The organism is Ruegeria sp. I3 (assembly GCF_056532525.1).
This window is the reverse complement of sequence record NZ_JBQFNI010000006.1, coordinates 41,890-60,452: the sequence shown is the minus strand read 5'-3', so window position 1 is coordinate 60,452 and position 18,563 is coordinate 41,890. Positions and strand designations below refer to the sequence as shown.

The following is an 18,563-nucleotide window of genomic DNA, read 5'->3' as shown; positions in this document are numbered from 1 at the left end:
TCAGTTTGTCCCGGCCCGCAACTCGGGATCGCGGGGAAATCACCGGTGCGTGAAACCATCGCATCAAAAACCGACCTGATATGCGCCCCACAGCAGCACCAGCCCACTGACCACACAAAGCAGCCCGACCAGCCGCCGCGCCTGTTCCGGCAACGCGCGCAGCGCCTCAAGCATGCGTTCTATAAGCGAAGGGGCCAGCGCATAGGCCAGCCCCTCGACAATCAGTACCAGCCCGAAGGCCAGAAGGATCATGCCCATCACTCAGCGGCCGCAGCTGCCGGTGCCCGACGCCCGGTCGGAGAAGCAAGGTAGTTGAAGAACTCCGAGTCCGGGCTCAGGATCAACGAGCTGTTGCTGCCTTGCAGGGCATTCTCATAGGCGGTCAGCGAACGGTAGAATTCAAAGAACTCCGGATCGGCACCATAGGCTTCGGCGAAGATCGCGTTGCGTTCGGCATCGGCCTCACCGCGAATGATCTCGGCCTCACGGTTGGCGTCGGAAACCAGTTCAACCACGGTCCGGTCGGCCTGCGCGCGCACACGCTGCGCGGCTTCGTTACCGCGGGCGCGTTCGTCGGTCGCTTCACGTTCACGTTCTGCCTTCATCCGGTCAAACGTCGCCTCAAGGTTGGCCTGCGGCAGATCGGTCGCCTTCAGACGCACGTCGATTACGTTCACGCCCAGCGCACGTGCCTGTGCAATCGCGCTGTTGCGGATACGCAGCATCAGTGCGGCACGATCCGAGCTGAGGATGTCACGGGACGAAACCGAACCCAGTACTTCGCGGGTTTCGGCGCGCAGAATGCGGTCCAGACGATCCTCGGCAACCGGGATACCGCCGACACCAACGGCCTGACGGAACTGTTCCAGATCAGAAATCCGGTAGCGTGCGAAGGCATCGACCACCAGACGACGATCGTCCAGAGGCGTCACTTCCAGCGGCTGAACGTCAATCGACAGGATACGGTCGTCATACCGTACCACTTCCTGAATCAGCGGGATTTTGAATGCCAGCCCCGGATCTTCCTTAACCGCAACAACGCGACCAAATTGCAGAACCAGAGCGCGCTCACGCTCGTCCACGATGAAGATCGAGGACAGAACACCGACTATCGCAAGAAAGATGATCGGCAGAATAAACGTTGTCTTACGCATCAGTTGCTCTCCCCTGCAGGGTTACGGCGCAACTCGTTGAGCGGCAGATAAGGCACAACGCCCTGCCCCGATCCTGTCGAGTTTTCATCCAGAATGATCTTGTCCACATCACCCAGCACCTGCTCCATGCGTTCCAGATACAGACGTTTGCGGGTCACATCAGGTGCTTTGGAATATTCCTCCAAAACCGCGCTAAAGCGGCTGGCTTCACCCTGTGCACCGTTGATCTGCTGGGCACGATAAGCTTCAGCCTCTTCCAGTACCTGCGCGGCTTCACCACGCGCCTCAGCGAGAACGCGGTTGGCATAGGCGTCAGCGACGTTCTGCAACCTGTCACGCTCCTGCGCGGCGGCCTGAACGTCGCGGAACGCGGCAATCACGTCCTGCGGTGGGTCAGCCTTGTCAAAGTTCACACGAACGATGTTCACACCCGAATCGTAGCTGTCCATTGTCTCTTGGATCAGCTCCTGCAGGCGATCAGCAATGATACCGCGATCCCGGTTCAGGATCGGCGCAAGTTCGCTCTGCGCAATAATCTCACGCATCGCCGATTCAGACACGGCGCGGATTGTCTGGCGCGGATCACGCAGGTTGAACAGGAATTTCGCCGGGTCATTGATGTTCCAGACAACCTGATAGTCGATATCGACCACATTCTCGTCGCCGGTCAGCATCAGACCATCGTCGCTGCCACGGGCACCGCCCATGTCTTCGTTCTGTTCGCGGGTCACCGGAATGACCTCGGCGGTTACAAACGGCCACGGGGCAAAATTCAGGCCCGGATTTCCCACAGCCGAGAATTCGCCCAGAAACAGTTCGACGGATTGTTCTTCCGGTTTGACGGTATAGAAGCTCGCCAAACCCCAAAGACCAGCCGCGACGAGCAGACCGATCGCAACGGTTCCCTTAGTAAACGCGGGTCCACCGCCGCCGCCCGAACCATTTGTACCACGGCCACCGCCGCCACGACCGCCCATCAGGACGCGTAGCTGTTCCTGGCCCTTTTTCATCAGCTCATCGATCTCGGGGATCTGCGGGCCGTCACCTTCGGGGGGCTTGCGCCCATCCCCGTTGTTACCCCGATTTCCTCCGCCTCCGGATGAGCCTCCGCCCCCCCAGGGGCCGCCGCTGTTGCCCGCCATATGTATCTTTTCCCTTGTGTTGGACCGTGTGATCACGGGTTCCCTTGTAACGTGTGTGCGCGCGCTTGCAAATCAAGCCGTGCGCACAGGTTGCCGCATTGTCACCAGTTCTTCGGCCATCACCGGATGAACTGCAACCGTACGGTCAAAATCTTCTTTGGTGGCACCCATCTTTACGGCAATTCCGGCAAGTTGGATCATCTCACCCGCGCCTGGCGCAACGATGTGACAGCCGAGGATTTTCCGCGTCTCTTGCGACACGATCAGCTTCATCAGCACGCGCTGTGTGCCTCCGGCAAACGCCTTCTGCATGGGCTTGAATGAGGTCGCATAAACCTCAATCGGTTCCTGTTCCGCAGCCGCTTCCTCGCTGAGGCCCACAGTACCCATTTCCGGCTGGGTAAAGATCGCGGTCGGGATCAGTTCGTGATCAACGGGCGTTGGGTTGCCTTTGAAGACGGTTTCGACAAAGGCCATGCCTTCGCGGATCGCCACAGGGGTCAGGTTCACCCGATCGGTTACATCACCAATGGCAAATATCGAGGGAACGCCTGTCTGGCTGTACTCATCCACGATGATCTCACCCTTGCGACCGCGCGCGACGCCCAAAGCCTCAAGCCCCAGATCATCCGCATTCGGCGCGCGACCCGTGGCATACATCACAACGTCGAACAGCTGCTCGGAGCCATTTGTGGCCTTCACCCAGATTTTGTCGCCTTGCTTTTTCATCTCAAGCACGTTGGTGCCCAGATGCAGATCGATGCCGTTCTGGCACATCTCTTCACTGATCAGCCCGCGCGCCTCATCATCAAAGCCCCGCAGAATCTGCGCCCCGCGATAGAACTGAGTCGTTTTGACCCCCATCCCATTCATGATCCCGGCAAATTCACAGGCGATATATCCACCGCCAACGATCAGCATGGATTCGGGCAGTTCCTCCAGGTGGAAAATCTCATTCGAGGTGATCGCAAGATCAGATCCGGGGAACTCGGGTACAACCGGACGACCGCCGGTTGCGACAAGAATATGCTTGGCTGTCTTGCGGGTACCATCAGCCAGTTCCACCGTATGCGGATCAACGACATGGGCGCGCTGGTCGAAACTCTCGACACCATTGTTCTTCAGGATATTGCGGTAGATACCTTCCAACCGATCGAGCTCTGCGTGCAGCTTAACTTTGAAAGTGTTCCAGTTGAACGCACCCGGCTGCATGTCCCAGCCATAAGCCTGCGCGTCCCCGACCGTATCCGCGAACTCGCTAGCGAAAACCATCAGCTTCTTGGGTACACAGCCACGGATCACGCAGGTTCCGCCGTAACGATCCTCTTCCGCCAGAGCCACCTTGGCGCCGTTTTCACCCGCCGCCACCCGTGCCGCGCGAACTCCGCCCGAGCCGCCTCCGATGACGAACAGATCATAGTCAAAGCTCATGTACGAGTTCCTTTTATTCTGCGTGGCCAAAATTCACTGGATATCTGGGCGCAAATCCTGAACTGCCAACCCCTGACGCGGGAAATAGTGATTTTTCTTCTGCAGTTTATCGCGCTACTTGCCTGATCTTTAGTCCGCCAGATCGGAAAACAGGTTGTCCCCACCGTCACCCAGCATATCGGTCAGGACTGTACCCTCATTGATATCACGCAATTCGACCCGGCCATCGCCATAACCAATGACAACCTTGTCGCAGATATCAATGAACAGCCCATTTTCGACCACACCCGGGATCTGATTCATCACCAGTGCCAATTGGCGGGCATTGCCGATCCGCTTGAGATGCAGGTCCAGAATGTGATTGCCCTCATCTGTAACCTTGGGCGCCTCACCGTTCATGCGCAAAGTGACCGAGGTGCCCAGCACATCCATTGTGTCCAGCGCTTCTTCAATCAGGGTGCGGGTGGTCTGCCAGCCGAACGGGATCACCTCGACCGGCAAAGGGAATGCGCCCAGCGTCTCGACCTCTTTGCCTGCATCCGCGATCACCACCATCTGATCGCTGGCTGTGGCCACAATCTTTTCCTGCAACAGCGCAGCACCACCGCCCTTGATCAGGTTGAACTCGCCATCGAACTCATCCGCGCCGTCGATCGTCAGGTCCAACCAGCCGGCCTGATCCAGCGAGACGACCTCGATCCCTTCTTCCCGCGCCAATTGCGCCGTCGCGGTCGAGGTCGGAACGCCCTTGATTTTCAACCCTTCATCGCGCACCCGTTCACCCAGGCGGCGCACCAACCATGCGGCGGTCGAGCCTGTCCCCAATCCCACACGCATCCCGTCCTGAACAAGATCGGCGGCGCGACAGGCAGCAACGTATTTCGCTTTGTCGATGGGCGACAAGTCTCTGGTCATGGCAGCTTCCCCCAAGAATACTGCCAGACTTATACGGAATGCCCCGCGCAACTGCGAGAGGCAAAACACTTCATACCTGTGCTAACATGTCGCTGAAATACGCGTTTCCGATAGGAAACGTCGCAATCAGCCTCTATTGTGATCGCCAGACCCCCTAGATAGTCGCCATGGAATCGCCATACCGCCTGCACTACGCCCCCGACAACGCCTCGCTGGTGATCCGACTGGCGCTGGAAGAGATGGGCCTGCCCTATGAGACCATACTGGTCGATCGCGCCCGTGATGCACAGAATAGTGCGGCGTATCGGGCGATGAATCCGAACGGGCTGATCCCGGTGCTGGAGACGCCCCAGGGTCCGATCTTCGAGACCGCCGCAATCCTGCTGTGGCTGGCTGATACGCATGGGCAATTAGCCCCGACTCAGGTCAGCCCTGATCGGGCGGCATTCCTGAAGTGGCTGTTCTTCGCCTCGAATACCCTGCATGCCGATCTGCGAATCCTGTTCTATGCCGAAAAATACATCGCGGCAGATCAAGCCGATACACTACGCTCCGGCATCCACCCGCGGCTGCGGCAGCACCTGAATCTGCTGGATGCTCAAGCCCAAAAAGCGCCCGACTGGTTCAGTGCTGATCACCCTTCAGTCCTGACGATATATGTCGCCTGCATGATGCGCTGGATGGCGCTTTATCCCGCTAAGGCGGACCGCAGCTGGTATCAACTCGCCGACACGCCTTATCTGCAAAAAATCCTGGTGCAGCTAGAATCAAACCCGTCGACCCGCGCAGCTATTGCCGCCGAGGGGCTGGGGGTCACTCCCTTCACCTCGCCGACCTACGCCAACCCTCCAGAAGGCTCAGCTACCTGATATGTTTCTCTCTGTCTTCGATATGTTCAAAGTGGGCATCGGCCCATCTTCTTCCCACACCATGGGTCCGATGGTGGCCGCCGCACGGTTCCTTGACCTGATGCGCGCCTCGCCGTTCGAGTTTTCGGGCCTGCGCGGCTCGTTGCACGGCTCGCTGGCCTTTACCGGCGTCGGCCACGCCACCGACCGCGCAACCATTCTGGGCCTCGCGGGGTTTGTGCCCGACACCTATGACAACGACAAGGCCGAAGCCACACTGGCAGCTATCGCAGAATCCCATACGGTGAAACCCGAAGGCCTGCCGACGCTGAGCTTTGATCCCAAAGCCGATCTGATCTTCGACTACGACAACAATCTGCCCGGTCATGCCAATGGTATGATCCTGATGGCCACTGACGCACAAGGCGATGTCATCCTGCGTCAGGTCTACTACTCCATCGGTGGAGGATTTGTTCTTACGGAAGAGGAATTGGCCGAAGGCAAGGCAACTGACGAAGGTGCGCCTGTGCCCTTCCCGTTCAAATCCGCCGCCGAAATGCTGCAAATGGCCAAAGACAACGGTAAAAGCATCGCTCAGATGAAGCGCGAAAATGAGATCGCGCGCGGTTGCGCGGATAGCTTTGCCAAAGGCACCGCGCGTCTTTGGCAGGTCATGAATGACTGCATCGAGCGTGGGCTAAAAACGGATGGCATCCTGCCCGGTGGTCTCAGCGTGCGCCGCCGCGCCAAAGGCATTCACGATGCCCTGCTGGCGGAACGCGGCATGAACCTGAATGCCCCGCATACGATCAACGACTGGATGAGCGTCTACGCCATGGCCGTGAACGAGGAAAACGCAGCCGGTGGGCAAGTTGTCACCGCCCCCACAAATGGCGCGGCAGGCGTGCTGCCATCAGTTCTGCGCTATTACCTCGATCACGTGCCCGGCGCGTCCGAAAGCCATATCGAGGATTTCCTGCTGACCGCCGCCGCCATCGGTGGTCTGGTCAAATTCAACGCTTCGATCTCGGGCGCTGAAGCGGGCTGTCAGGCCGAGGTTGGCAGCGCGTCAGCCATGGCTGCGGCAGGCATGTGCGCCGTGATGGGCGGTACGCCTGAGCAGGTTGAAAATGCCGCCGAGATCGCGTTGGAACATCACCTTGGCATGACCTGCGATCCAGTCGCGGGCCTTGTGCAGGTGCCGTGTATCGAGCGTAACGGATTGGGCGCGATTAAGGCCGTCTCGGCGGCCTCGCTGGCCCTGCGTGGCGACGGCAAGCACTTTATGCCTTTGGACGCGGCCATTGAAACGATGCGCCAGACCGGCGAGGATATGCACGAGAAATACAAAGAAACATCTTTGGGCGGGTTGGCCGTCAACGTGCCGAACTGCTGATCTGACAGCAAGAACAAGTGGGGTGACATGCGCGGACACTGCCTGTGCGGCAAGATTGGATACGAGGTTGATCCTCCGGTTCTGTCCTGTGTCACCTGCCATTGTGACAGCTGCCGTCGCCAATGCGCCGCTCCGATGACCACCTATTTCGGCGTGCGCGACGGCAATTGGCGCTGGATCGGGGAAGAACCGAAACGCTTCAACTCCTCCCCCGGGGTCGAGCGCAGCTTTTGTCCCCATTGCGGCACACCGATATCCTTCCGGTCGACGGTGATGTCGGATGTGATGCATCTCTACGTCGCGACACTGGAAAATCCCGAAGTACTCAGCCCGACCTTGCATGTCGCGCACGAGGAAAAGCTTAGCTGGCTGCAGCTTGGTGACGGCCTGCCCACCTGCATCGGCCCGGATTACACCAAAGTCCAACCCCTGCCCGACACCTGAGATCAGAGCTTCCCCCTGTGCCGCTAAAGCGCTAGCGTCGCGCACATGACTCAGGATCGTCCCGTTCTCGGCATCATTTTGATGCTCGGTTTTTGCGTGCTCGCACCGCTGGGTGACGGGATGGCAAAGCTGTTGGGTGAAACCACAGCTTTGGGACTGCTGGTACTGGTGCGGTTTGCTGTTCAGGCGATGATCCTGATCCCACTGATCGCAATGACCGGCAAGCCATGGAAGATGATGCCGCGCGTTTTGCGCCTGACGATGATCCGCACCCTTCTGCACATCATTGGTATCGCAGCGATGTTCACAGCGCTGCAATATATGCCGCTGGCCGATACCGTGGCCATCGCCTTTGTAATGCCCTTCATCATGCTGCTTTTGGGCAAATACGTACTGGGCGAACAGGTCGGCCCCCGACGTCTGGTCGCCTGTGTCGTGGGATTCATCGGCACCTTGCTGGTCATCCAACCCAGCTTTGCAGAGGTCGGCGCGCCCGCCTTGCTGCCCCTGATCGTGGCGGTGGTCTTCGCCCTGTTCATGCTGGTTACGCGGCAGATCGCCAAGGAAACAGACCCGGTTGCGCTGCAGGCTGTATCGGGGGCCATGGCAACCGCCTTTTTGCTGCCGATTGTCCTGCTGGGTTCCCAGATCGGCCTGCCAGCAATGTCCCTGACGATGCCCACGGCCGAGACGCTCTGGCTGCTACTGGGGATCGGTGTGCTGGGCACCGTGGCGCATCTGCTGATGACATGGTCTCTGCGCTATGCGCCGTCTGCGACTTTGGCCCCGATGCAATATCTAGAGATTCCGGTCGCCACCCTGATCGGCTGGCTGATCTTCCACGATCTGCCAAACGGGCTGGCCGCGCTAGGCATCGGCATCACAATCGCGGCCGGGCTCTACGTTATCCTGCACGAGCGGGCCAACGCTCGGTCGGGCCCGACTGAAACGCCTGCATGACCTGATCCAACGTCGCGCGCGGCAGGATCGTCAGCAACCCGGGTCCATCGACCTCAAGCGTTAGCGCGCCTAGCGCTCGGTTTGAGGTTCCGACCTGCCCGTCCGGTTCTAGCACCAGATCATCAATCGGCCATTCCAGCCCCTCGCTGCGCCCGGTCACCCGCCGCAGCGGAAACAATGAAACCGTGTCTCCTACTGTGAGCTCCAGACTGATCCTGGGTGGCGCATGAAAGACAATTTCTCGTGCGCCCAACAGGACGCAAGGCCGATCCTGCAACCGAACCAGAGTATTGAACGCCACCAACTGATGATCCACCCGCGCGCCCAGAAATCCTGCTGCCAGCACCACAGGCGCATCCATATTGCGCAGCGCCTTGTCAAAATCGGTGCTGTTCTGCTCGGATATCTGGAACAACCGATCCTTGGGAATCCGGGCCCGATATTCTGCCGTAATCGAGTCCAAATCGCCGATCACTGCGTCCGGCATCCGTCCCGAATCAATCAACGCAGCCGCACCGCCATCCGCCGCGACGGCAGAATTGACGCGATTTAGCACCAGATTCACGTCCTCTGAACTGAATTCGCCCCCACCAAACAGCCCGATTGGCCCGCCAGAGCGAACAATTGCCCCATTTTCCACAAGATTGACCATATTTTCCAGTTTTGGACATAATGAAACCACAAAATGATAGCTTCATGGCTAGAGTTTCGAGTCGGTTGCCCCTGCTGTGTCTGGTAATCGACCTGGTAGTTTGTAAAGGACATGCGTCTGATGGTACAGAACAACAAGGTACTCACCGTTTCATACGGCACCTTCTCGTGCACCCTCGAAGGCTTTGACGATTCATTTGAAACAATGAAGGCGATCGCCGAGTATTTCCGGGACCTTGCAGCGGATGACCGATACTTCGGATCGGAACCTCCTCAGCCTGACGCCGAGATGCTGACCCGGATCGCACAGCGGGACGCCGCACAGAAGGTTGAAGCCAGCCAGAACGAGACCGGCCTGTTGCTGCGCGCAACGGAAACCGCCCCGGTTGCAGCACCGACCCCCGCTGCAATTGCGCCAGCCACAGCACCTGAACCTGTTCAGCCTGTCGCGGATGTTGTTCCCCCTGCTCCGTCTGCTCCGCAATCCGAAGATGCTCCCGCCGCTGACAGCATCGCAGCCAAGCTGCAGCGAATCCGGGCTGTTGTTTCGCATTCCGATGCTGCCCCTGCCGGATACTCTGAAGACGAAGACGTCAGCTATCTGCAGCCCGTGAAGCCAAAGGTAGATGCAATTTCTGCCGCTTTTGAGTCCGGCGCGCTGAGCCCGGCCGATCTGGAAGACACTGCTACGGACGACGCTCCGGCAACGGCCCCACAGGTCGAACAGCCTGCCGAACCCGAGCAAATGGCAACCATCGCCGAGCTGCCCGTTCAGGACGAAGAACCTATCGCACCTGCCACCAACGAGCAGGACGAAGTCGAAGCAGCCCCGATCATCTCACCGGCGATCACTGCCGATCTTGAAGACAAGGACGAAGCGCCCGAACAGCCGGCAGCCGATGTCACGGACAAGGACGTGTTGTTCTCGGACCTCGACGACGAATCTGAAACTGAAGACGAAGGCCCCTCAAACATCCTGAATGACCAGGACAACACCGACGAAGATGAAACAACACCGGATCTTACCGGCCTCGCCCATGGCGTCATCTCGGCCGAGGATGAGGCGCTGCTGCTTGACGAAATGACGCTGGTAGAATCCGAGCTGGCGGCAAACACGACGGCTGAGCTGCCCGATATGACGGGTTTGGATCAGGACGTATCGCGCCTGATGGACGAAGCGGGCGCCCATATGGATGATCCTGCCACTAGCGGTCAGCGCGAAACATATTCTCACCTGCGCACTGCCGTTGCTGCAACCGAAGCAGACCGCGAAGATGGCGCAGACAAATCTCAGACCCCCGAGGATGATTATCGCGGTGATCTGGCCTCGGTCGTCAATCCACGCCGACCCGAGATCGAGGTCACCAGTGAACGCCCCACCCCGGATGCTGCCGCACCATTGAAACTGGTGGCTGAACAGCGGGTGGATACCGAAACGGCTGACACCGGCCCGGTGACACCGCGCCGTGTCACCTCGGCGGACGAGGAATCTGCAGATGAAGAAGGTGGTTTTGCAGCCTTTGCGCAAGAACAGGGTGCCCAATCACTACTCGACCTGCTGGAAGCTGCCGCGGCTTATCTGTCCTTCATCGAAGGTCAGGAGCAGTTCTCACGTCCACAGCTGATGAACAAAGTTCGCTCGCTCAAGCAGGAATCGTTCAACCGCGAAGAAAGCTTGCGCTCATTCGGTCAGTTGCTGCGGGACGGCAAAATCGAAAAGGCCGGAGGTGGCCGTTTTGCCGCCTCAACCCAAATCGGGTTCCGCCCGAACGACGACGAGCGTGCCGCTGGCTGACACCAAGATCCCCCAATTCCCCCTCAAGACAAAATTGGGCCAGAGGAAACTCTGGCCCTTTTTCGTTCCGTGGCTGGCAGCCAAAAAGCCAGTCAAGTTCAGAAGTTGAACGCCAGCGCCACGTAAGGGCCGGTCAGGATCAGATCAATCACATCGCGCCCGTCTTCAAACTCAACATCCAGATGGCGATACCCGCCCGCAACGTTGATATTCTCACGCCACTTCCAACTAGCCTGCACCAGCGCCTCCCACTGGAATTCCGAGCCATAACCGAAGCCGCCGATATTGCCCATCGCTGTGAGGCTCCAGCGATCATTCAGCGCGTAGTTATAGCGTGCGCCGATCAACGGGTCAGTCCAGCTTTGATCCGTGCTGAAGGTGCGATCCAGCACGGTGGTCGAAACATCCAGGTCCCAATGGCGCAGCCCGGCCAACGCTTCCAACCGTGACTGATCATCCTGATAGACCGCATAGCTGGCCGCCAGTGAGACCATCGTGCCCTCAAGATCCCAACTGGCTGCATCGTCGAACCGACCGACCGAGACATCGTCACCCAAATTGAGATAATTGAACTCACCACCAATGGTCCAACGCCCATTTCGGGCCTGACCAGCGATCAGGAACGCGCCCTTCAGAATGTCGAAGATCGAGGTGTCCCCGTTCACCGGCGGGTTTGGTCCCACGTCCAGTGAGGTTCTGAATTCCGGCCCCCAGAAATAAGGCGCAATGGTATAGCGCCAATCATCGGCCTGAGCGCTGCTCGCGATACATGTTGTGGTAACCGCCGCTAATACCCGGTTTTTCATGCCCTGTCTGCCTCTGGTTGCCGCGAAAGAAAGTCGCAAACATCGCGCCACGCAGAAGACACCAAGACAATCGGGCGGCTTAGCTTTGATCTTGATCCGGGTCCTCTTTGCCCACCCCGCGGAAGACAAATTTGAACGGCAACGCCCAGACAATGCCAAGTGCGACATATACCAGAAGTTCCAGCCAGACCGGCGGGCGATCCAGCCAGTTCACGATTGTCACAACCGCAACGATATAGATGGGGAGCCCGATCAGCAGCAGCACCAATGACCACCGCCGACGTGCCTTATAGCTGAGGCCGGGTTTGTCGTTGCTGCTCATCAATCTGCAAACGGGTCGGTCACCAGAATGGTGTCCTCCCGCTCCGGGCTGGTGGACAAAAGGGCGACCGGACATTCGATCAATTCCTCGACGCGGCGCACGTATTTGATCGCGTTCGCAGGCAAGTCTGCCCAACTGCGCGCGCCTTCGGTGGATTCGCTCCAGCCCGGCATCTCTTCGTAAATCGGCGTGCAACGTGCTTGCTGGTCGGCGGCGGTCGGCAGATAGTCCAGACGATCGCCATCCAGCTCATACCCGACACAAATTTTCAGCGTCTCGAACCCGTCCAACACATCCAGCTTGGTCAGGGAGATGCCGTTCACACCGCTGGTCGCGCAGGTTTGGCGTACCAGACAGGCATCGAACCAACCACAACGGCGTTTGCGCCCCGTCGTGGTGCCGAACTCATGCCCCCGTTCGCCCAGGCGTTGGCCATCTTCGTCGTCTAATTCGGTTGGGAAAGGCCCCTCACCCACGCGGGTCGTGTACGCCTTGACGATGCCCAAAACGAAGTCGATCGAACCCGGCCCAATCCCAACGCCTGTCGAGGCCTGGCCCGCAATCACATTCGACGATGTCACAAACGGATAGGTCCCGAAATCGATATCCAGCAGCGCACCCTGTGCGCCTTCGAACAGGATTCGCTTGCCTGCCTTGCGCTTCTCGTTCAGCACCTTCCACACCGGTGCCGCGAAAGGCAAAATCTGCGGCGCGATCTCTTTCAACTGCGCAATCAACGCGTCACGATCAATAGGTTCCAACCCCAGCCCATTGCGCAGCGCATTGTGATGGACCAAGGCCCGATCGACCCGCAGCGCCAGCGTTGCGTCATCAGCCAGATCAGCCACCCGGATCACACGCCGCCCGACCTTGTCTTCATAGCATGGACCGATCCCGCGACCGGTCGTGCCGATCTTGGCCACCGAGTTCTGGCTTTCGCGCGCACGATCCAGCTCGCCATGGAACGGTAGGATCAGCGGGGTGTTCTCGGCAATCATCAGCGTCTCGGGCGTGATATCGACACCCTGCGCGCGGATGGTACCGATCTCTTTGATCAGGTGCCAAGGGTCCAAGACGACCCCATTGCCGATCACGCTCAGCTTTCCGCCGCGTACCACGCCCGAAGGTAGCGCATGCAGTTTGTAAACCTCACCCGCAATGACCAGCGTGTGCCCGGCATTATGTCCACCCTGAAAACGCGCGATCACATCCGCTCGCTCACTGAGCCAGTCGACGATCTTGCCTTTTCCTTCGTCGCCCCACTGGGCGCCGACAACAACCACGTTGGCCATATCCGGTCCTTTTGCGCTGAATATTCAAACCCGGCTCATATAGCCGGGCACAGACGGCAGGGAAACCGATATTTCGCCGCAGATACAAATCGTGCTGCGCGCGATGCCTCCGGCGGAGGTGTTTTTGGCCTGATGAAGATCGGATCCCCTGCTTCATCTGGCCAAAAGTACCTCGGGGGAGTCGCCCGGACGGGCGGCGGGGGCAGCGCCCCCTCTGCTTCTAGCGCAATTGTACGGGATGACCGTGGGGTGTTGTCAGGTAAGCCTCTTCCCATGCATTGCGAAGAGCCTGGACATCATCAGTGGGCGCTTCCCCCTGCTCAGCCAGCAGCGCCTCCAAGGTCTCCAACCAAGCGTGAAAGTAATCGTCCCCACCATCCAGATCTTTTTTGAGGCCGTTCCGTTTCAAAGTATTGGAAAACCGTTCCGCCCAGTCCGGCCAATCAAACCGGCCCGCTTCGTTCAAGGCCACTGTGACCGCAAAAACCTGTGCGTGCCAGGGCTCAGCAAAAACCGGCTCGGGGGCTGAGTGAGTGATACAATCGCTCATGCGGGCTCCAGATAAGATTGCCAGAGGTCCAGCACGACCTCATCCGCCGGGTGCTCAGGGTTTGCCCAAAGTTCTGAGGCGGGAAACACGACCGCATATAGCGGCTCGGGGGCTTCACCCAACCCATGGGCGTTGGAATCCGGCAGGACATGAGTGCCATGCAGCCTGAGGATGCGACCCGTCGCACCGGCGGCATAGATTGGCAACCGAGTGTGGCCGCCATCAACCAGTCGATTGGCGCTGTGGCCCAGGGTTCGAACGGCTTGCCCGGTTTGAAACCGAACTGCGACGTTCGACGGGCGATCTGCGGGTCCGCCCTTGGCCAAGGCGCCTGCGACGGCGTCAGCCTTCAGGGTACGCTCAGTCAGAGGATGAACACCATCCCCGTCGACACCGCGCAAATCATCAAGCGTCAGGACACCCTTTTCGACCAGAAGATCAGCCAGACTGGACATCCATTTCTCATAGTAAGAAAACCGCGCGTAGTCCGTAGGAGACAACCTTTCCCGCGCGTGGCGTGAAACATCAATATTCCATTGCCCCAGAAACCCCGCAGCGAGCGTTACCGCCAGCGCCCGACCGTGCCAGTCTTCGGCAAACACCGGTGCGTCTTGGGGTTCCGGGATTACCGGACCATCACCAAAGCGCCCTCCCATATCATGTACGCGCGTCATGACGGCACCTTGGGTAGCCCAGTGCCGATCATGCTGTCGCGGGTGACCAGCGCGGCAAGTTCATCCGCGTTCAATCCTTCTGTGCCCTCTGGGCGCATCGGCAGGACGAGGTAACGAATTTCGGCCGTCGAATCCCAGACGCGAACCGATGTACCTTCAGGCAAGGTAACACCAAACTCAGACAGGACCTTGCGCGGCTCACGCACGGCACGGGCGCGGTAAGCGTCAGATTTGTACCAGCCGGGTGGAATTCCCAGCAGCGGCCACGGGTAACAACTGCACAAGGTGCAGACGACCATGTTGTGCTGTTCGGGCGTGTTCTCGACGACCACCATATGCTCACCCTGTCGGCCGTAATAGCCCAGATCGGCCACGACCGAGGTGGCGTCCTCCAGCAGCGCGGCTTTGAAATCGGGATCATTCCAGGCCTTGGCAACGACATGCGCGCCGTTCTGCGGGCCGATCTTGTTTTGGTAGGTGTCGATGATTTCATCAAGCGCCGCCGGATCGATCAGCCCCTTGCGGGTCAGAATCGTCTCAAGCGCTTTGACGCGCAGCGCAGGTTCGGGGGGCAACAGGGCGTGCGGGTGGTCGTGATCATCATGTGGCATGGCGCGCAGCCTGCGCGACAGAATGGCAACCTGTCCAGTCTCTTTGGTGTGATATGAAACATCACCGCACGTGATGCCAACTCGTGACTTGCCCCCAGCATCAAACTTGCATAAGTACCACGCGATACACGCCACGCTGTACAGGACCACCATGGAAAACGTCGTTCTCATCATCCACCTTCTTCTGGCTTTGGGCCTGATTGTCGTTGTGCTGATGCAACGTTCCGAAGGCGGCGGCCTTGGTATGGGTGGCGGTGGCGGCGGCGCCATGACCGGCCGCGCGGCGGCGACTGCTTTGGGCAAACTGACATGGATTCTGGCGGCGTGTTTCATCGTGACTTCGATCACGCTGACGATTCTTGCGGCTCAGAAATCTTCGGGCAGCTCAGTAATTGATCGTTTGGGCGTACCTGCTCCGGCACCGGCTGAGGAAAGCGCTCCGGCGGTTCCATCGGCGGATGAATTGCTGCCTCCGGCACAAGGCGACAACGCTCCGTTGATCCCGCAGGCTGCCGACTAAGCCACAAAACCTAGAAATTCATAAGGGAACTGCAACAGCATCTTGCGGTTCTCTTGCGCTATGTGCGCGAATCCTCTATATGTGAAGTCCCGTGATGCAGCGGTTTTTTTGAACCGCCGGGCAGCTGATAATGACGTCTCACGGGAGCAGCCGAAAAACATGGCGCGTTTTATATTCATCACTGGTGGTGTGGTTTCATCCTTGGGCAAAGGACTGGCTTCGGCGGCTCTGGGCGCGCTGTTGCAGGCCCGAGGGTATTCGGTGCGTCTGCGCAAGCTGGACCCCTACCTGAACGTTGATCCGGGCACGATGTCGCCGTTCGAACATGGCGAAGTGTTCGTGACCGATGACGGGGCCGAGACCGATCTGGACCTTGGCCACTATGAACGGTTCACCGGCGTGGCCGCACGCAAGACCGACTCGGTCAGTTCAGGACGGATTTATTCGAACGTGCTGGAGAAAGAGCGGCGTGGAGATTACCTCGGCAAAACCATTCAGGTGATCCCGCACGTCACCAACGAGATCAAGGATTTCATCGCCATTGGTGAGGATGAGGTTGATTTCATGCTCTGTGAGATCGGCGGCACTGTGGGCGACATCGAAGGTCTGCCCTTCTTTGAAGCCATCCGCCAGTTCAGCCAAGACAAGCCGCGCGGTCAGTGCCTGTTCATGCACTTGACCCTACTGCCCTACATCAAGGCCTCGGGCGAGTTGAAAACCAAGCCGACCCAGCACTCGGTTAAAGAGCTGCGCTCGATCGGTCTGGCCCCCGATATTCTGGTTTGCCGGTCAGAAGGTCCGATTCCAAAGAAAGAACGCGAAAAGCTGGCCCTATTCTGTAACGTCCGCCCCGATAGCGTAATCGCAGCGCAGGACCTGTCCACCATCTATGACGCCCCGCTGGCCTATCACCGCGAAGGTCTGGATCAGGCGGTTCTGGACGCGTTCCAGATCAGCCCGGCCCCCAAGCCCGATCTGGCCAAGTGGGAAGATGTCAGCGACCGTATCCACAACGCCGAAGGCGAAGTGAAGGTCGCCATCGTCGGCAAATACACCCAGTTGGAAGACGCCTATAAATCCATCGCCGAGGCCCTGACCCATGGCGGCATGGCCAACCGGGTCAAGGTCAAGGTCGAATGGGTCGATGCCGAGGTGTTCGATACCGAAGACGCCGCACCGCATCTGGAAGGCTTCCACGCCATCCTCGTCCCCGGTGGTTTTGGCGAACGCGGCACTGAAGGCAAGATCAAGGCCGCTCAATACGCGCGCGAGCACAAGGTGCCCTATCTGGGCATCTGTCTGGGCATGCAAATGGCCGTGATCGAAGCGGCGCGCAATGCGGCGGGAATCACCGAAGCCGGGTCCGAAGAATTCGACCATGAGGCCGGGAAAAAGCGTTTCGAACCCGTTGTTTACCACCTGAAAGAATGGGTGCAGGGCAACCATAAGGTCGAACGCAAAGTCGGTGACGACAAAGGCGGCACCATGCGTCTGGGCGCGTATAACGCTGTGCTGGCCGAGGGCTCGAAGGTCGCAGATGTCTACGGCGGCACCCAGATCGAAGAACGCCATCGTCACCGCTATGAGGTCGACATCAAGTATCGCGACAAGCTGGAAAAGGCAGGCCTGAACTTCTCGGGCATGTCGCCGGATGGTCGCCTGCCGGAAATCGTCGAATGGTCGGATCACCCGTGGTTCATCGGCGTTCAATACCACCCGGAACTGAAATCCAAACCCTTCGACCCGCACCCGCTGTTCCGCGAGTTCGTGCGCGCCGCGAAAGACACCTCGCGTCTGGTCTGATCACGGGCCGATAACAGATTTGTACCAGTCGGCGCGAAATATCTTTACGCGCCGACCAGTTACACGGTTAACTGCCGCCATAGCAGCGACAGGAGACCGGCCATGACCGACCAGATTATCCAAGCAGAAACCTTTGCCGCCCTGCACAAGAAGGGCGATCCGGTCATCCTCTACAATATCTGGGACCCCGGCAGCGCCGTCGCTGTACGCGATGCAGGGGCCAAAGCGCTGGCAACTGGCAGTGCTCCGGTGGCAATGGCGCAGGGGTTTTCGGACGGCCAGAACATCCCGTTTGAGTTGGCGTTAGACAACGCTCGCCGCATTGTCGAGGCGGTTGATATACCGGTCACCATGGACCTCGAAGGCGCTTATGCCGAGGATACTTTTGGCATATCGGCCAATGTCAAACGCGCGCTGGAAACCGGAGTAATCGGCTTTAACTTCGAAGATCAGGTCGTTGGAACTAAAGATCTTTATGACATCGAAACACAGGCAGCGCGTGTCGCTGCGATGCGCGAAAGCTGTGACGTGGCCGGTGTTCCCGCCTTCATCAACGCCCGCACTGACATCTTCCTCAAAGCCGCTCCGGACACGCATGATCAAGCGATGCTGGATGACGCCATGGCCCGCGCGGCAGCCTACGCCGATGCCGGAGCCAGCGGGTTCTTCGCGCCGGGCCTGAAAGACGAATCCATGATCGGCCAGCTTTGCGCGGCCACCGACTTGCCGGTCAACATCATCGCCCTGCCCGGCACGCCTGACACGCCGACGCTGGCGAAACTCGGCGTGGCCCGGATCAGCTATGGCCCGGTTCCCTATCGGCAAATGACCGCTTGGTTACAGGATTCAGCACGCGCCGCGCTGCAATCCGGTGGATGATCCACTTTTAGGGGATTGCATTTCAACCTGTTCCTCCGCACCTTGCATCCGATACCAGCGGAGGACACCTTGTGGCCAAAGGATACTGGGTTGCCCATGTCGATGTAGACGACATTGAAACCTACAAATCTTACATTGCTGCCAATGCGGCCCCATTCGCCGATTACGGGGCCAAGTTTCTTGTACGCGGCGGCGAGAGGAGCGAGCCCGAAGGCAAGGCTCGCGCCCGCACCGTTGTCATCGAATTTCCCAGCTATGAACAGGCGCTGGCCTGCTATGAAAGCGATGCCTATCAAGCCGCCAAGGCCTTGCGCGATCCGGTTTCGACCGGCGATCTTGTGATTATTCAGGGCTATGAGGGCTAGCACCG

General features: G+C 59.0%; 21 protein-coding genes. 9 read left to right on the top strand and 12 right to left on the bottom strand.

The window, feature by feature from the left end:
* Positions 1-63: 63 nt before the first annotated feature.
* The 5 genes from ACR0L9_RS15880 to rpiA form a co-directional block, all read right to left on the bottom strand.
* Entirely contained in the window at positions 64-258 is a 195-nt protein-coding gene (locus ACR0L9_RS15880; RefSeq protein ID WP_170393554.1) for a DUF2065 domain-containing protein, read from the bottom strand.
* On the bottom strand, positions 258-1,154 hold the full coding sequence (hflC, locus tag ACR0L9_RS15875; RefSeq protein WP_170393556.1) for a protease modulator HflC: 897 nt from the start codon (positions 1,152-1,154) through the stop codon (positions 258-260). The genes ACR0L9_RS15880 and hflC overlap by 1 nt, the downstream gene beginning before the upstream one ends.
* A complete protein-coding gene (hflK, locus tag ACR0L9_RS15870; RefSeq protein WP_170393723.1) occupies positions 1,154-2,296 on the bottom strand; it encodes an FtsH protease activity modulator HflK in 1,143 nt (380 codons plus the stop codon). The genes hflC and hflK overlap by 1 nt, the downstream gene beginning before the upstream one ends.
* 72 nt (positions 2,297-2,368) lie before the next feature.
* Complete coding sequence (gor, locus tag ACR0L9_RS15865; protein WP_170393558.1) at positions 2,369-3,727, bottom strand: glutathione-disulfide reductase; 1,359 nt, start codon at positions 3,725-3,727, stop codon at positions 2,369-2,371.
* Between the two features lie 129 nt (positions 3,728-3,856).
* Complete coding sequence (rpiA, locus tag ACR0L9_RS15860; protein WP_170645840.1) at positions 3,857-4,642, bottom strand: ribose-5-phosphate isomerase RpiA; 786 nt, start codon at positions 4,640-4,642, stop codon at positions 3,857-3,859.
* Between the two features lie 167 nt (positions 4,643-4,809).
* Between rpiA and ACR0L9_RS15855 the strand changes: the two genes are divergently transcribed.
* Genes ACR0L9_RS15855 through ACR0L9_RS15840 form a run of 4 tightly spaced genes read left to right on the top strand, consistent with a single transcriptional unit; the run spans position 4,810 to position 8,290 of the window.
* On the top strand, positions 4,810-5,511 hold the full coding sequence (locus ACR0L9_RS15855; protein ID WP_480896068.1) for a glutathione S-transferase family protein: 702 nt from the start codon (positions 4,810-4,812) through the stop codon (positions 5,509-5,511).
* Position 5,512: 1 nt separating this feature from the next.
* Entirely contained in the window at positions 5,513-6,886 is a 1,374-nt protein-coding gene (locus tag ACR0L9_RS15850; protein WP_480896067.1) for an L-serine ammonia-lyase, read from the top strand.
* 27 nt (positions 6,887-6,913) lie between these two features.
* A complete protein-coding gene (locus ACR0L9_RS15845) occupies positions 6,914-7,330 on the top strand; it encodes a GFA family protein (protein ID WP_170510657.1) in 417 nt (138 codons plus the stop codon).
* A gap of 45 nt (positions 7,331-7,375) precedes the next feature.
* The gene (locus ACR0L9_RS15840; RefSeq protein ID WP_170610100.1) at positions 7,376-8,290 is read left to right on the top strand and encodes a DMT family transporter; all 915 of its coding nucleotides are present in this window, start codon (positions 7,376-7,378) and stop codon (positions 8,288-8,290) included.
* On the opposite strand, the gene ACR0L9_RS15835 is transcribed toward ACR0L9_RS15840, so the two are convergent.
* Complete coding sequence (locus tag ACR0L9_RS15835) at positions 8,235-8,942, bottom strand: thiamine diphosphokinase (protein ID WP_170610098.1); 708 nt, start codon at positions 8,940-8,942, stop codon at positions 8,235-8,237. The genes ACR0L9_RS15840 and ACR0L9_RS15835 overlap by 56 nt on opposite strands.
* Before the next feature lie 120 nt (positions 8,943-9,062).
* Here ACR0L9_RS15835 and ACR0L9_RS15830 point away from each other — a divergent pair, with 120 nt between their 5' ends.
* Positions 9,063-10,736 (top strand): hypothetical protein, encoded by a 1,674-nt coding sequence (locus tag ACR0L9_RS15830; RefSeq protein WP_480896064.1) that lies wholly within the window; start codon positions 9,063-9,065, stop codon positions 10,734-10,736.
* 98 nt (positions 10,737-10,834) lie between these two features.
* Here the strand turns inward: ACR0L9_RS15830 and ACR0L9_RS15825 are convergent, their stop codons facing one another.
* From ACR0L9_RS15825 to nthA, 6 genes are all read right to left on the bottom strand, one after another.
* Positions 10,835-11,542 (bottom strand): YfaZ family protein, encoded by a 708-nt coding sequence (locus ACR0L9_RS15825; protein WP_170626079.1) that lies wholly within the window; start codon positions 11,540-11,542, stop codon positions 10,835-10,837.
* Positions 11,543-11,621: 79 nt separating this feature from the next.
* Positions 11,622-11,864: a DUF2842 domain-containing protein gene (locus tag ACR0L9_RS15820; protein ID WP_170511086.1), complete on the bottom strand. Its 243-nt coding sequence runs from the start codon at positions 11,862-11,864 to the stop codon at positions 11,622-11,624.
* Positions 11,864-13,156: an adenylosuccinate synthase gene (locus ACR0L9_RS15815; RefSeq protein ID WP_480896063.1), complete on the bottom strand. Its 1,293-nt coding sequence runs from the start codon at positions 13,154-13,156 to the stop codon at positions 11,864-11,866. The genes ACR0L9_RS15820 and ACR0L9_RS15815 overlap by 1 nt, the downstream gene beginning before the upstream one ends.
* 220 nt (positions 13,157-13,376) lie before the next feature.
* Complete coding sequence (locus ACR0L9_RS15810; protein WP_480896061.1) at positions 13,377-13,706, bottom strand: nitrile hydratase accessory protein; 330 nt, start codon at positions 13,704-13,706, stop codon at positions 13,377-13,379.
* Complete coding sequence (gene nthB / locus ACR0L9_RS15805; RefSeq protein WP_480896060.1) at positions 13,703-14,380, bottom strand: nitrile hydratase subunit beta; 678 nt, start codon at positions 14,378-14,380, stop codon at positions 13,703-13,705. The genes ACR0L9_RS15810 and nthB overlap by 4 nt, the downstream gene beginning before the upstream one ends.
* Positions 14,377-14,991, bottom strand: coding sequence for a nitrile hydratase subunit alpha (gene nthA, locus ACR0L9_RS15800; protein WP_480896180.1), 615 nt, complete (start codon positions 14,989-14,991; stop codon positions 14,377-14,379). The genes nthB and nthA overlap by 4 nt, the downstream gene beginning before the upstream one ends.
* Positions 14,992-15,142: 151 nt before the next feature.
* Between nthA and secG the strand changes: the two genes are divergently transcribed.
* The 4 genes from secG to ACR0L9_RS15780 all read left to right on the top strand — a co-directional run bounded on the left by secG (position 15,143) and on the right by ACR0L9_RS15780 (position 18,558).
* Positions 15,143-15,511, top strand: a complete 369-nt coding sequence (gene secG, locus ACR0L9_RS15795) for a preprotein translocase subunit SecG (protein WP_010439184.1) — start codon at positions 15,143-15,145, stop codon at positions 15,509-15,511.
* A gap of 159 nt (positions 15,512-15,670) precedes the next feature.
* The gene (locus ACR0L9_RS15790) at positions 15,671-17,314 is read left to right on the top strand and encodes a CTP synthase (RefSeq protein ID WP_480896058.1); all 1,644 of its coding nucleotides are present in this window, start codon (positions 15,671-15,673) and stop codon (positions 17,312-17,314) included.
* 102 nt (positions 17,315-17,416) lie between these two features.
* A complete protein-coding gene (locus tag ACR0L9_RS15785; protein WP_480896057.1) occupies positions 17,417-18,193 on the top strand; it encodes an isocitrate lyase/PEP mutase family protein in 777 nt (258 codons plus the stop codon).
* Between the two features lie 71 nt (positions 18,194-18,264).
* Complete coding sequence (locus ACR0L9_RS15780) at positions 18,265-18,558, top strand: DUF1330 domain-containing protein (protein ID WP_170393588.1); 294 nt, start codon at positions 18,265-18,267, stop codon at positions 18,556-18,558.
* Positions 18,559-18,563: the final 5 nt, after the last annotated feature.